The 13,776-nt window shown below is 47.0% G+C and carries 12 protein-coding genes; 9 read left to right on the top strand and 3 right to left on the bottom strand.

Features of this window, described 5'->3' with window-relative positions; all coding sequences use genetic code 11:
* Positions 1–44: 44 nt before the first annotated feature.
* The 3 genes from GC130_RS15950 to GC130_RS15940 are packed head-to-tail and all read right to left on the bottom strand — an operon-like array spanning position 45 to position 3,076.
* On the bottom strand, positions 45–1,277 hold the full coding sequence (locus tag GC130_RS15950) for an MFS transporter (protein WP_151999333.1): 1,233 nt from the start codon (positions 1,275–1,277) through the stop codon (positions 45–47).
* A gap of 9 nt (positions 1,278–1,286) precedes the next feature.
* Positions 1,287–2,396, bottom strand: coding sequence for an MBL fold metallo-hydrolase (locus GC130_RS15945; RefSeq protein ID WP_151999332.1), 1,110 nt, complete (start codon positions 2,394–2,396; stop codon positions 1,287–1,289).
* A gap of 5 nt (positions 2,397–2,401) precedes the next feature.
* Positions 2,402–3,076 carry a metalloregulator ArsR/SmtB family transcription factor gene (locus GC130_RS15940; protein WP_151999331.1) on the bottom strand — a complete coding sequence of 225 codons (675 nt, stop codon included), beginning with the start codon at positions 3,074–3,076 and terminating at the stop codon, positions 2,402–2,404.
* A gap of 235 nt (positions 3,077–3,311) precedes the next feature.
* Here GC130_RS15940 and GC130_RS15935 point away from each other — a divergent pair, with 235 nt between their 5' ends.
* The 9 genes from GC130_RS15935 to GC130_RS15895 all read left to right on the top strand — a co-directional run bounded on the left by GC130_RS15935 (position 3,312) and on the right by GC130_RS15895 (position 13,659).
* On the top strand, positions 3,312–3,896 hold the full coding sequence (locus GC130_RS15935) for an AraC family transcriptional regulator (RefSeq protein ID WP_151999330.1): 585 nt from the start codon (positions 3,312–3,314) through the stop codon (positions 3,894–3,896).
* A gap of 75 nt (positions 3,897–3,971) precedes the next feature.
* Positions 3,972–4,556, top strand: coding sequence for an AraC family transcriptional regulator (locus tag GC130_RS15930; protein ID WP_151999329.1), 585 nt, complete (start codon positions 3,972–3,974; stop codon positions 4,554–4,556).
* A 73-nt stretch (positions 4,557–4,629) separates the two neighbouring features.
* Positions 4,630–6,888 carry a heavy metal translocating P-type ATPase gene (locus GC130_RS15925; RefSeq protein ID WP_151999328.1) on the top strand — a complete coding sequence of 753 codons (2,259 nt, stop codon included), beginning with the start codon at positions 4,630–4,632 and terminating at the stop codon, positions 6,886–6,888.
* A 94-nt stretch (positions 6,889–6,982) separates the two neighbouring features.
* Positions 6,983–8,038 carry a flavin reductase family protein gene (locus GC130_RS15920; RefSeq protein WP_151999327.1) on the top strand — a complete coding sequence of 352 codons (1,056 nt, stop codon included), beginning with the start codon at positions 6,983–6,985 and terminating at the stop codon, positions 8,036–8,038.
* Between the two features lie 85 nt (positions 8,039–8,123).
* Positions 8,124–8,336 carry a heavy-metal-associated domain-containing protein gene (locus GC130_RS15915; protein ID WP_151999326.1) on the top strand — a complete coding sequence of 71 codons (213 nt, stop codon included), beginning with the start codon at positions 8,124–8,126 and terminating at the stop codon, positions 8,334–8,336.
* 5 nt (positions 8,337–8,341) lie between these two features.
* Entirely contained in the window at positions 8,342–8,827 is a 486-nt protein-coding gene (locus GC130_RS15910) for a DUF3347 domain-containing protein (protein WP_151999325.1), read from the top strand.
* A gap of 4 nt (positions 8,828–8,831) precedes the next feature.
* A complete protein-coding gene (locus GC130_RS15905; RefSeq protein ID WP_151999324.1) occupies positions 8,832–10,958 on the top strand; it encodes a multicopper oxidase domain-containing protein in 2,127 nt (708 codons plus the stop codon).
* Positions 10,959–11,174: 216 nt separating this feature from the next.
* Positions 11,175–12,596, top strand: a complete 1,422-nt coding sequence (locus GC130_RS15900) for a DUF5689 domain-containing protein (RefSeq protein WP_151999323.1) — start codon at positions 11,175–11,177, stop codon at positions 12,594–12,596.
* A 67-nt stretch (positions 12,597–12,663) separates the two neighbouring features.
* Positions 12,664–13,659 (top strand): zinc-binding dehydrogenase, encoded by a 996-nt coding sequence (locus GC130_RS15895; RefSeq protein WP_151999322.1) that lies wholly within the window; start codon positions 12,664–12,666, stop codon positions 13,657–13,659.
* The last annotated feature ends 117 nt before the right edge of the window (positions 13,660–13,776 follow it).

The following is a 13,776-nucleotide window of genomic DNA, read 5'->3' as shown; positions in this document are numbered from 1 at the left end:
AGGAGTGGCTCGTGACTTACAATTTCAAATCCGTGGCAATAGTATCAATTCCATGTTTCTTTCATTTTTCTCCAAACCAGAAGTCCTGAGCAAAAAGTAAGCAGTCCGGCCACATGTACAGCCCATGTTAGCCCTAAGAAAGAGGCAACGATGCCTGCCATTAAAGCTCCAGCGGCATAGCCCATGTCTCTCCAAAAACGGTAGACCCCTACAGAGGAAGCCCTCCATGAGGGGTGCGCTGCATCACTCACTGCTGCCAATAGGGCTGGATAAACCATTGCCGTGCCAATGCCCAGCAATACAGAACCCACCAGGCCAGTAAAAAGTGGAAATGAGGTGCCAAAGCCAATAACGGCGTGGCCAATAGCCTGAACCATCATGCCCCAAACTATCAATGGTTTCCTTCCAATCCTGTCAGCCAACGGGCCGGTGATCACCTGACCGAGACCCCAAACGACGGGGTAAACCGCCTTGATCCAGCCTATGCCCTCTATTCCCACACCCACTGATGCAAAGAGCAACGGAAACACACCCCATGACATGCCATCGTTTAAATTATTGATCAAGCCTGCTTGGGAAACTGAAAACAAGGTTTTATTGCGCCAGCTAGTTTCACCAAATGCCCTTATCAGATTGGGTTTGTTCTCACTTTCGCCGACACTGGTGTTTTTCAATTGTGCAGCTTCCATTTGTGCATGGCCTCTGGTGTCCTTAATCAGAAACACAGAAATAATCAGACCAGCTGCTGTGTAAAAGACGCCAATATAGAAGGGTTCCGGTCGCAGACCATACGACGATGCAATGTATCCCGTGAGCAGTGCTGTTATCCCTATGGCACCATATCCGGCGGCTTCGTTCAAGCCCATAGCCAGTCCTCTTCTTGCAGGGCCAACCAGATCGATCTTCATGTTGACCGTCATTGACCAGGCCAGGCCCTGGCTGATACCCAAAAGCACATTTGCTAAAATAATCCAGTTCCATGTTGGGCCCCAGCCCAATAGGAATGGGACAGGAATTCCTACCAACCAGCCCAGGATCAGCACTTTTTTTCTGGTGAAGCGATCCGCCAGAACACCAGAAAATAGGTTGGTAAAGGCCTTTACTACTCCGAAAGCAATAATGAAAGAGAAAATAACAAGCTCGGAGTCAATACCAAACTCCTCAGTGCCGACTAGTGGGACCACCGTTCTCTCCAGGCCCACCATTCCACCCACGAAGGTGTTTACCAAAACCAGCAGGGAGAACTGTCTCCAGTTTTCTTTTAATCCTAGTTGCATGTGAGTTCTTTAGGCAATACCACACCGATTGGCACCTGCCTCCAACTCTGAAGGCTGATGGGCTGCAAAAATCCCTTTCTTATTCAGCTCTGCTATTGTTAAGTAATTGGATGGAGTAGCTGGGATTCTTTGCAGTGAGGCTTCGACGAATTGCTCTTTTGAGAATTGGAGCAAATCCAGGCTTCCATGAAGGTCTGCCAGAACTCCTTTTATTGCCTTCTCATCAAAGGAAACTGGTTTGGAAATGTGAGCGGGCAGAATGATTGTGTCACCGGAGAGCTTTAATAAGCGTTGCAATGAGTCGTACAATTGGCCAGCTTTCTGCATTGCTTCCGCCCGGTTGGCTTTTAGGTCGGGACGCCCGACCCCGTCAGTAAACAGGGTGTCACCTGTAAGCAGAGCCCTTCCTTCTAAGAGATAAGAGGTGCTTTCCTGCGTATGCCCTGGCGTATGAATGATTTCGATATTGGTTTGTCCAAGGTTGATTTTATCGCCATCCATTACGGGAGTAAAAGTGTAGTCAACCTCTGCATCTTTAATAAACAGATGTTTTGCGCCGCTAGCAGCTGCCAATTCTCTGGTCCGAGACAAATAGTCTGCATGGACATGCGTATCCATTACGTAACGAATCTGCCAATCATTCGCTTTTGCCAAATTAAGATACACCTCAGGGTCGAGAGAAGCATCCACTACAGCCGCTTCGCCTCCTGAACCGATCACATATGACAGGCAGCCCTTGGCCGCTCTTCGTACCTGAATAATTTGGAGGTCAGTTTTCGAAAGATTGATTTCTGCGGTGTTCCATGCAAAATTCCAAGCTTTCATACCCCCTTCAAGAGAATACGCCCTGATTCCCTTTTTCCTTAATACATCCGCAGCTATTAGGCTTGTTTTACCGGCAGCGCATAAAGTCACCACCGGCGTGTGTGGTGGCACCACTACATCGTCCAATACCGTGTAATCCCCCCCATTCAATTGTGAATAAGCATCCCTGTGCGTACTTCCTGGAATATGCCATTCATCTCTTTGGGACTGTGGCCTTACGTCCAAAACAAAGACCGGCTCGTGGCTGCTCAGTATCTTTTGCAAATCCTTAGCTGAAATAGTATTTCCATCCATAGTTGTTAAATTTTAGAGTGTATTGTGTCAACAGGCAGGCCCATGGCAGCCCAGTCCGGGAAGCCCTCTTCCATGCGGTTTGCGTTAAAGCCCTTGCCCCGGAGTAGCTCTACAGCCTCGTCGGCAAAAACACAAAGGGGCCCCCGGCAGTAGGCAATGATTTCCTTGGTCTCTGATAAATCGTGAATGCGCATATTGAGTTGATCAATTGGAATAGACAATGCTTTGTGAATGTGTCCTCGTTGGTACTCTTCTTCCGGCCGGACATCCAGTACGACCACCTCATTCGATGCCAGTTTCTTCAGGAGCTGGTCGGTCGAGATTGGCTCCATAGAATGATGCCCTCTCCGGTAATCCTGCATTAGTCTTTCCACTTCAGCATTGCTGTGAATTCCCAGCTCTCTTATTGATCGCCATGCATTAAACACCTTTTCGCTTGTTAGGTGATAGTGAATGAAATTTCCGTGGCGGGTATCCTGAACTAGTCTGGCGCTTTTCATCGATTGCAGGTGCTGGGAGGTATTTGCAATGGTCATTCCTGTGTGTGAGGCAATGGCCTCAACTGGATATGGACCTTGCGCTAATAGGTCAATTATTTCCATCCGGTGCGGGTTGGCCAAAGCTTTCGTGACTTTAGCCAGTTCCCCATAAACATCATTCTTAAATTTTCTCTTATCCATTTAAAGCTGTTTTGCTGTGTTAACGATGATGGCAATTCAATAGTTCAAGTATTCAATAGATTTATTGAATAATAATAACAGCAATTGATCTTTTAGACAATAACCGCAATAACCTTTGCTGCTTATTTGAGTTAATCATACTAATTTAGTCTTTGCTTGCACGGTTACGGTCTGTTAGGGCATCATAGGTGACCATTATGAAATTATAGAAAATGTACTTTGCCCATTTTCAAAAATGAAAGACCAAAAAACAATTCACATTAAGAACATGGTTTGCAACCGCTGTATTATGGTGGTAGAGCAAATCTTTCAGGAAGCAAAGCTTCCGGTTGCATCCGTGAACCTTGGAGAGGTAAGGCTGGTAAATGATTACGTTTCCACCAGTCAGCTCTCTGCGCTGGACACTTTACTACTCAAGCATGGCTTTGAACGTATCGACGACCGTAAGAGTCAACTACTTGAGCAAATCAAATCCGCAGTGATTGATGCCATACATCACCACGATAATTTTGAAGTCAATATTAACTGGTCGCACTACCTGGCGGACAAACTTCACTATGACTACAACTACCTTAGCAGCCTCTTCTCTTCGGTATCCGGCATCACACTTGAGCAATATATTATCAGACAAAAGGTAGAAAAAGTAAAGGAGTTCCTGTTTTACGACGAGCTCTCGGTCAAAGAAATTGCCTACAAACTAGGCTACAGTAGCGTGGCCCACCTTTCCTCGCAGTTCAAGAAAATAACAGGGCTCACACCAACCGAATTCAAAGAATCCCGACAAACTGATATTAGAACTCCGCTCGACAATATCATATAATCATATAACCAAATCTGGTGATTATGTAACGCCTTCTGTAGCTATTGTGCCCAACTTTGTACAAAGCAAAATAGCATGGAACAGTTTACCGAGATCAATATCAAAGGGATGGTGTGCAACAGGTGCATATTCACCATCAAAGAGCTGCTACAATCCCACGGCTATCCTGTAGAGCATGTTGCCCTTGGGAAGGTAATTTTTGCAAAACCCGTCGATAACACAGAAAAGGGCAGCGTAAAAGACCTGCTGAGTCTGCTGGGGTTTGCACTGATAACGGATAAAAACGAGAAATTGCTTTCTCAAATAAAACAGTCTATCGAGGAATGGCTCAGTAAGAATGGAGATGGAGCCAGAACCGCAAAACTTTCATCTTATTTGTCGGGCCAACTTGGAAAAAACTATGATTCTTTAAGTGAGTTCTTTGTGACCCATGAAGGAAACACAATAGAAAGATATGTCATAGCCCTAAGAATTGAAAAGGTAAAAGAGTTGCTTGTTTATACTGACCTTAGTTTGTCGGAAATAGCTTTTAAAACCGGGTTCAGCAGTGCGCATCATCTTTCTTTTCAATTTAAGAAGACAACGGGTTTAAATACATCAGCCTATAAACCACTGCGGTCAGTCAAACTCAAGGCAAGGGAAGCTATGGAAACTATGTAATGCAATCCCAAAATGATGTAAAGCTGATTGCCGACACCGAACGTACCTTTGCATAGAAAAAACTCAAAATAGAATGACAACATTAGAAGCAAACAAAGTGGATACAGATAATTTATCTGGCAAACTCACAAAAGAAAGTTTTCCGGTTACGGGAATGACTTGTGCTGCATGCGCAGTAAGTGTGGAGTCGATGCTCGCCAATACCAAAGGAGTAGTGGGGGCAGGCGTTAACTTCGCTACCCAAACTGCCTGGGCGCAATTCGACAACACTGTCGCATCAGTGGAAGATTTACGGCAGGCGGTGCAGTCGATTGGATACGACCTCATTGTGGATGTGGAAGACCCGTCGGAGGCGCAGGCCCAGCTGCAGCTGGAGCATTATCAGTCAATCAAAAAGAGATTGACCTGGTCGGCGATACTTACACTGCCAGTGGTGGTGATCGGCATGTTTTTTATGGACTGGGAAGCTGGCAAGTGGATATCCATGGCGCTCTCAGCTATCATCCTGTTTTACTTTGGCAAGAACTTCTTTGTCGTCGCCTGGAAGCAAGCCAAGCATGGCAAAGCGAATATGGACACTCTGGTGGCTCTCAGCACCGGTATTGCTTTTATATTTAGTGTGTTTAATACAGTATTTCCAGAGTTCTGGCACAGCAGAGGGATCCATGCACACGTCTACTTCGAGGCGGCCGTGGTTATTATCACCTTCATTTCGCTGGGCAAGCTTCTGGAAGAAAAGGCAAAGTCAAACACCTCTTCTGCTATCAAAAAGCTGATGGGCCTTCAGCCCAAAACGGTAAAGGCCATTGTAGATGGTGAGGAAGTAGAAATTCCCATCTCGTCAGTACAGGAAGGCTATATTTTGATTGTAAGACCCGGGGAGAAAATCCCTGTTGATGGCGAAGTAGCCGAGGGCAAATCGTATGTGGATGAAAGTATGATCACTGGTGAGCCTGTGGCAGTGGAAAAAACTGCCGGAGCCAAAGTTTTTGCTGGTACGGTCAACCAAAAGGGCAGCTTCCGAATGGTGGCGCAAAAAGTAGGTGGTCAAACGGTACTTGCCAGCATCATCAAAATGGTGCAGGAAGCGCAGGGAAGCAAAGCGCCAGTACAAAAGCTGGTAGATAAAATTGCCGGCATATTTGTGCCAGTAGTGCTGGGTATTTCCATCCTCACCTTTATTGTCTGGATGATTTTTGGTGGCGACAATGCTTTTACCATGGCGCTGCTTGCCTCTATTACGGTGCTGGTTATTGCGTGCCCATGTGCGCTTGGTTTGGCTACCCCAACCGCCATTATGGTGGGCGTGGGCAAGGGTGCTGAGAACAATATCCTCATCAAAGATGCCGAGAGCCTGGAGCTGGGGCACAAGGTGAATGCCATTATTCTGGATAAAACCGGCACGATTACAGAAGGCAAACCAGCAGTGACTGAGGCGATATGGCTGAGCGATGAAAATCTGGATAACCACAAGGGGATATTGCTTAGCATGGAATCCCAAAGTGAGCACCCGCTGGCGGAAGCGGTTGTCAATCAGCTGAAGGAAGAGCAGGTAGCGGCATCAGCCATAACAGGATTTGAAAGTTTGACGGGCCGTGGTGTAACAGCGGTGAGTGCAGAAGAGGCCTACTACGTGGGCAACCGGAAATTAGTGCTGGAGAAGAACATCGTCATAGATGATAGCCTTTCGGCTGAAGCATCTAAATGGCAAAGCAAGGCGAACACCGTAGTCTATTTCACAGATAGCAAGCGAGTGATTGCTGTATTGGCTATTGCCGATAAGATCAAGGCAACTTCTAAGGAAGCGATCCAGACGCTGCAAGGGCGGGGCATTGAAGTATATATGTTAACTGGTGACAACAAGGAGACAGCGGCAGCTGTGGCCAGGCAGGTGGGGCTGAAGCATTTTAAGGCTGAAGTATTGCCTTCCGAAAAAGCGGAGTTTGTCAAGGCCCTGCAGGCTGAAGGAAAAGTAGTCGCAATGGTAGGAGACGGCATCAACGACTCGCATGCGCTGGCGCAGGCCGATGTCAGCATTGCCATGGGCAAAGGTTCCGACATAGCGATGGACGTAGCCAAGATGACCCTCATCACCAGTGACCTTAACGTGATTCCCAAAGCGCTGATGCTGTCGAAAAAGACCGTCATGGGCATACGTCAGAACTTGTTCTGGGCATTTATCTACAACCTGATAGGCATTCCGTTGGCTGCCGGAGTTTTGTACCCCATCAATGGTTTCCTTTTGGATCCAATGATCGCAGGTGCAGCCATGGCCTTTAGTTCAGTATCAGTTGTCGCCAACAGTTTAAGGCTGAAGGTGGCTAAGATTTAATAAGTCAAAAACCCAAAAATTGCAACTCTTTCAAGTTGCCGGCATCAAATGATGCCGGGCTTGGAAGAGTCTGCTCCAACAAACATTTTTTATCATGGAAAACAGCGTCAAAATCCACAAAGTTATTCGTGAGACCAGGGATGCCATCACTTTACAATTTGAAAACCATCCTTCATTACGCAATTATTCACCAGGTCAGTTCATTAACATTTATGGTGAAGTAGACAATGAAACGATCAGTAGGTCATACTCTTTTTCTTCATCACCCCTGGCTGGTGAACGGCCCTCAGTAACCATCAAAAAGATGGCCGGTGGACGCCTGAGCAGGCAGCTGGTTGAAACGGTGGGGCAAGGTGATTCGCTCACCGTAAGTGAGCCAGCAGGCAGGTTTGGGCTGAGAAATGAAGGTAGTCCTGTCAAGCACATGATCTTCATCGCAGGAGGAAGCGGAATTACCCCCCTTTTTTCCATGATCAAGACGATTCTTAATTCCAAATCTCAGCAGCAAGCGCCGCCGCTGGTCACCCTGCTTTATTCTAACAAGGAGCCTGATACCGTCATATTTGGGGATCAGCTTGATGAGCTGGAGGCGCAAAACCCCGGCAGGTTCAGCGTGATTCATTTTTTGCAAAAGTGGGAAGCCAATCGCCAGGTGGACAATGTGCATCAGGGCTATATTAATAAAGCCAGGCTGGCTGCCTTTTTAGACAGCGGATATAGTGACGCAACTGAAATCTATTTATGTGGCCCTGAGGCGATGATGCAAGCCATATTGAAGGACCTTGAAGCGCTGAATTTTGACCTGAGTAAAGTGTACAGTGAGTCGTATCAGCCCACAGTTGCTTTGAGCCAATTTGAAGCAGAACCAAATGCGGGAAGGTCTGAGGTTACTTTTTTGAAGGGGGCTGAATCGTTTTCTCTGGAGCTATCAAGCGATGAGTTCATTCTGCAAACAGGGCTCAATAAAGGACTACAGCTTCCACATTCATGCAAGGAGGCCATGTGCGGAGCGTGCAAAGTAAAGCTGCTCTCAGGCAAAGTCAATATGGTTGAAAACTATGCCCTTACAGACAGTCAACTCAAGGAGGGATATGTGCTTCTTTGCTCCGGAAAACCAGGCTCAGAGGCTATCACGCTTTCCTACACCTGAATTATGAAATACAAGCCGGGAATTGTGTAACGATCCCGAATCACAAACAAGTTAATTTTACAATACAATTTAAATTCAAAATAAAATGGAAACATTAAAGTTCAAATCAAACATCAAGTGTACTGGGTGTATCGAAAAGGTGACCCCTTTCCTTAATGAAGCAGCTGGCGCTGAAAAATGGGAAGTTGATCTTAAGAATCCTGAGAAAATTCTTACGGTTCATGCTGAAGGAGTTACGTCTGAGCAGATTAGCCAGGCTATTCAAAAAGCAGGCTACGTAGCAGAAGTAATCAGCTAATCACGATGAAAGCGATGCTATTCTTGCTGGGGGCTGCCCTTTCTGTGGGCAGCCTTTCAGCTCAAAGCGGATCAATGAACCAGATGCTTAATGACTATCTGGTGGTGAAGCAAGCCCTTGTAAAAGGTGACGTTAAGCAAGCGTCGACTGGCGCTGGTCAGCTAGTGGCAACAATTACGACAGTCGACTTAGCGACGCTGAGTGAGACCGATAAGAAAGCGTTTTCAGTAGTGAGCGCTGAGCTACTAAAGCAGGCACAGGTCATTGCAGGTGCAAAGGAGGTTGAAAAGCAAAGAGCTGGCCTTGCTGCACTTTCGCAGCAACTGTGGCCATTGGTCAAAGGATCTGACGCAATAGGCAGAACGGTTTTCTATGACTACTGTCCCATGAAACAGAGCTATTGGCTAAGCGCAGAGGCGGCTATTCGGAATCCATTTTATGGAAGTCAGATGCTTGGCTGTGGCAAAGTGGACGACAAGATCAACGAATAGACTGATGAAGAAACTGCTGTTATTTTTAGCATGTTTGGCGGGGTTTGGGTCGGCATTTACGCAACAGCTGGTGAGATATGACCTGACCGTCACCGATACGGTGGTAAATTACACCGGCAAGGCAAAAATGGCCATAGCCATCAACGGTCAGCTACCAGCACCGACACTGCATTTTACCGAAGGCGATACAGCTGAAATTCATGTGCACAACAAAATGCACCATGAAACATCCATCCACTGGCATGGTTTGATACTGCCAAACGAGCAGGACGGAGTTCCGTACCTCACCACCACGCCGATCAAGGGCATGAGTACCCATATTTTTCGTTTCCCTATTGTGCAGAGCGGCACTTATTGGTACCATTCGCACACCATGCTGCAGGAGCAACTCGGCATGTATGGGGCTTTCATTGTCAGCAAGAGAGAGGCTGACCCGATGCGGGAATATACCATGCTGCTCAGCGACTGGAGCGATGAAAACCCCCATCAGATTGAGAGATCCCTGCACAATGCGACCGATTGGTATGCTATAAAAAAGGGTGCTGCCCAGAGTTATTGGGAGGCTGGCAAAGCCCATCACCTGGGCACGAAATTCGGCAACGAATTCAAGCGGATGATGGCCATGGACGTAAGCGACGTGTATTATGAAAGAGTGTTACTTAATGGGCTTCCAGCGCAGGAGGCCTCTTTTGCCGCAGGTGAACAGGTGAGGCTCAGGATTATCAACGGCAGTTCTTCAACCTACTTCTGGCTGAAATTTTCTGGCGGCAAGATGTCGGTAGTTGCCAACGACGGGGCCGACGTAGTGCCGGTGGAGGTAGACCGATTGATTGTGGGCGTATCAGAAACCTACGATGTAGTCGTCACCATTCCAGACTCTGGAAAATATGAATTCCTTGCCACCTCGGAAGACCGCACCAAAAGCGCCTCTCTTTGGCTGGGTGAGGGCAACGAAGTACCTGCTGGAGCGATGCCACGGCTCAAGTACTTTGAAGGGATGAAAATGATGAACGACATGATGACCGTAGGTGGCAAAATGGAAGACATGGGCATGAACATGAGCTTGCAGCAAATGGACATGAACACTGTGATGTACCCCGAGATTGTGGACAGCAGCGAGCCTACCGTTACCCTCAACTACAGCATGTTGAAGTCACCTGTGGAAACTACTTTGCCCGATGTGCCCACCCGTGAGCTAAAATTTGAGCTTACTGGCAACATGAATAGGTATGTGTGGTCAATTGATAACAAGACTGTTTCCGAAACAGACAAAATCCTGATCCGGAAAGGTGAAAATGTGCGCATTGTGATCTACAATAACTCAATGATGCGGCATCCAATGCACCTGCATGGCCATTTTTTCAGAACCCTGAACGGGCAAGGTGCCTACTCGCCAATGAAAACGGTACTGGATATTTTGCCTATGGAAACCGATACCATCGAGTTCCATGCGTCTGAAGAGTATGGAGACTGGTACTTTCATTGCCATATTCTTTACCATATGATGTCGGGCATGGGCAGGATATTTTCCTACGAAGGCAGTCCAGTAAACCCTGACCTGGGCAACCCAAAGAAGGCCCTTCGAAAGGTGTATCAAGATGACCGGCGCTTCTATTCCGGCGCAGAAATTAGTCTTGAAAGTAATGGGAGCGATGGTGAGGTTTGGGTGGCCAATACCCGCTGGTCGCTACAAACGGAGTGGCGGCTTGGGTTCAATCAAACCACAGGGCAAGAATCTGAGAGTCATATTGGGAGGTATATTGGTAGAAACCAATTCTTTATGCCCTATGCCGGTTGGGATGTCCGCAGCAGATCGGTGGACGGCGATGAAAAAAATATTTTTGGAATTCGCAACACAAAGGATAACAGAAGCGTAATATGCTTTGGCCTGGAATACACGCTGCCCTGGTTTGTAAAAACAGACCTTAGGGTCGACCACACAGGGAACGTTCGCATCCAGTTCGCTCGTGAAGACATACCTGTTTCTTCCCGAGTCAGACTTTGGGGCGTATGGAACACTGACATGGAATACAGCGTTGGGGCCAAATATATTATTACCAAGTACTGGTCACTTTCCACACACTACGACAGCGACATGAAGTGGGGCGGTGGATTGTCGCTGACCTACTAAGTACGGGCTTTCCAGTTATTGTATTAACCAACACGTACGAATTTAAAAAACCATCATTTGAAGATGATGGCAGGGATAGGAGTGCTTTTTTCCGGCGATTCGGCTGGCCGTGAGCTCGTTATCCTTTGGTAGTTGATTTTTTCCTTAGTCGGATTTGCAGGATAATTATACGCTTTTTTCAACAACACATCATTTAAAGGTAAAACTCAAAATTCAATGAAGACTCATTTTTTAAAATCATTTTTTTATGCTGTTGCCATTGGTGCAACGCTGTTTGGCTGTTCCAAAGACGACGATCAGGAACCAGGTCCGGTAGCCGTGTCGGTCGAATTTTTAAACACTACCCACAACATTGCTGAGGTAGGCGATTCTGTTCAGGTGGTAGTGGCTTTAAGCGCTGATGCGTCATCTGACGGCACTGTTTTTATCAAATTGTTTGGCGATGCGGTATATGGTGAGGACTTCTTTACCAAGCCAGCGGCAGTGAACGGCGTGGTGAGAATCGACTTTCAGGAGGTAATGCGCACAAACATTTTCACAGTGCACAGGCTGAAAAATGACAACAAGAGGGACGAATCGACAATCACTCTCACCGTGGCCAACGTGTCGCAAGGCTATTTGATTGGCAGTAAGGCAACGTCAAATGTAAAGCTTTTGGAATTGCCCGAAGAGCCAGCGGGAGCCAGAATCAATTTCGAGGACGTATTCCTTCACCTTTCAGAGTACGAAGAGAATGGCTATGCTGTTAATCTCAAGCTGACCAATCCTTTGACTGAAAAGGAAACGGTAACGCTTGTGATTGACGCACCCGACGGTCGCAATTACGGGACTCATTTCACTACTGTGCCAGTAGCTGTTCAAAATAAGATTGAAATAGAGGTTTTGCCCGGTGCAAGCGCTGTTCAGTTCACCATCTTCCCAGCCGATGATGCGTTGGTATTAGGTACCTTTGACATGACCTTCAGCATTGATGCAACCACGGGCAGACTTGAAAAAGGAGAGATTTTGCAATTGGCGGTAAGGATCGAAGAAAATGATAAGGAGCCAATCAGTGAAGTACACAGCATTGCTGAGTTAAGAAACTACTTCGATGAGTTTGATGGTCAATTTTGGATGTCGACCGATTATTTTATTGAAGGTGTGATTACATCAGGTGAAAATGTGCTGGACAATAGAACTGTCTATATTCAGGACGAAACGGGCGGCATAATGCTTCGCTTTTCTGTGAGAAACTTCCTGAAAACAGGCGACAGGGTCCGAATCAATCTGAAAAATGCCACCGGTAATATTTACAATGGCCAAAAAGGAATGATCGATGTGCACGACATGCTTGGCCAGGTACTGCAGCATAACCAAACGATGGCTCCGAAGGTCATTACTTTTGAGCAGTTGCACACGGGCAACTATGCAGGCATGAGAGTGACCGTTACAGGTGCTACATTTCGGGAAGCTGACGGAGTAAGAACGTTTGAGGGTAGCTGGGGGCTGATTTCTGAGACATCAGGGGCTATTGTTACCACTTACAGTCATGCGTATTTCAGCAGCCATCTGCTTCCACGGGGGACGGTGTCGGTGACAGGCATTGTTGGAGATTGGGGACGTATTTTGCCGCAAGGCGCTCAGGACATTCTTAGGTAACTTTCGAAAACCACTCTCAAAAAAGGGTGTTTTTTTTTCTGGAATTCAATAATAAAACTCAAAACGCATGAAAGCAGCTGTACTTAATCAGGCATCATATCAGCTGGAGGTGGCCGAAATGGAAACCCCTGCACCCGCCAAAGGCGAAGTGCTGGTTAAACTAAAAACGGCATCAATCAATCATCATGAACTTTGGTCGATGCGGGAGAGGAGCATCGTTAGCCTGTCCCCAGTCATTATGGGGTCGGATGGGGCTGGTGAAGTGGCAGAAGTTGGGGCTGGTGTGGCGAGTGCATGGATCGGTAAAGCGGTAATGATCAATCCCTCGTTGAACTGGGGGAGCAATCCAAGAGTACAGGGGCCCGATTATCAAATTCTCGGTTTTCCTCGAAATGGAACATTCGCCAAGTATATCAGTATACCCGTTGAGTACGTTTATGAAAAACCTTCGCATCTGGACTTCGACGAGGCGTCAGCCATACCGCTGGCAGGGCTTACTGCTTACCGGGCCCTTTTTACAAGAGGGGAACCCGAAACAGGAAGTAACGTGTTGGTCACGGGAGTAGGCGGAGGGGCCGCTCTGTTTGCCTTGCAATTCGCCATTGCAGCTGGTGCCAACGCCTATGTTACCTCAGGCAGCGAAGAGAAAATTCAAATGGCGGTCAGTCTTGGGGCCAAAGCTGGTGTCAACTACAAGGAATCTGGTTGGGACAAAAAGCTGCTGGCATTGGCCGGAGGATTTGATATTATCATCGATAGTGCGGCCGGAACAGGCTTTGCAGCCCTCATAGAATTAGCCAATCCAGGTGCCAGAATTGTCCTTTTTGGTAGAACGGCTGGAAAAATCACCCAGTTGAATCCAAGCACCATTTTTTGGAAGCAGCTATCTATTCATGGATCGTCTATAGGAAACGATGAGGAGTTCCGGGCAATGATAGATTTCTTTGGCGTCCACAAGCTACACCCAGTAGTTGACAGCCTATTTGGCCTCGAAGACATTAATAAGGCTTTCGAAAGAATGGCGTTAGGCCAACAATTGGGGAAAATGATCATAACTTTGTGATCAATGACCTACCAGGGAGATAGTTTTTTGTACAATATGCCTGGTACAACTACTTCTGCGTCACGCTTTGACGCCGACTGGGCATGTTGGCCGGTAAAGTCATATTTCGGAACGGTT

This window comes from Imperialibacter sp. EC-SDR9, assembly GCF_902498805.1.
Classification (GTDB): Bacteria; Bacteroidota; Bacteroidia; order Cytophagales; family Cyclobacteriaceae; genus Imperialibacter.
Note: the sequence above shows the minus strand (reverse complement) of the source record. Positions and strands in the feature narration are given on the sequence as shown.